This window comes from Streptomyces macrosporus, from assembly GCF_039533145.1.
Classification (GTDB): domain Bacteria; phylum Actinomycetota; class Actinomycetes; order Streptomycetales; family Streptomycetaceae; genus Streptomyces; species Streptomyces macrosporus.
Genome location: NZ_BAAASZ010000054.1, coordinates 1 through 559, shown reverse-complemented (window position 1 = coordinate 559; position 559 = coordinate 1). Strand labels below are relative to the sequence as shown.

At 71.9% G+C, this 559-nt stretch carries 1 protein-coding gene; it reads right to left on the bottom strand.

Annotated features, from left to right (window positions below):
- Positions 1-11: 11 nt before the first annotated feature.
- Positions 12-559 (bottom strand): PLP-dependent aminotransferase family protein (locus ABD335_RS30640; RefSeq protein WP_486387933.1); only part of this gene is annotated, 548 nt, incomplete at its 5' end.

Here is a 559-nt window from a genome sequence, read left to right as displayed (position 1 = left end):
CGGGCGGGGGGTCAGAGGCGTTCGACGATGTAGTCGACGCAGGCGGTGAGCGCCTCGACGTCGGCCGGGTCGACGGCCGGGAACATCGCGATCCGGAGCTGGTTGCGGCCCAGCTTGCGGTACGGCTCGGTGTCGACGATGCCGTTGGCGCGCAGTGTCCTGGCGATCGCGGCGGCGTCCACGTCGTCGGCGAAGTCGATGGTGCCCACCACCGGGGAGCGCTTGTCGGGGTCGGTGACGAAGGGGGTGGCGAACGCGGACTTCTCCGCCCAGCCGTACAGCCGGGCGGCGGAGTCGGCGGTGCGGGCGGTGGCCCAGGCCAGGCCGCCCTGGTCGTTGAGCCAGTCCAGCTGGTCGGCCAGGAGGAAGAGGGTGGCCAGGGCCGGGGTGTTGTAGGTCTGGTTCTTGCGGGAGTTGTCGATGGCGGTGGGCAGGTCGAAGAAGGCCGGGATGTGCCGGTCGGTGGCGGCGATCCGTGCGGCCCGTTCCAGGGCGGCCGGGGAGAACACGCCGATCCACAGGCCGCCGTCGGCGGCGAAGGACTTCTGCGGGGCGAAGT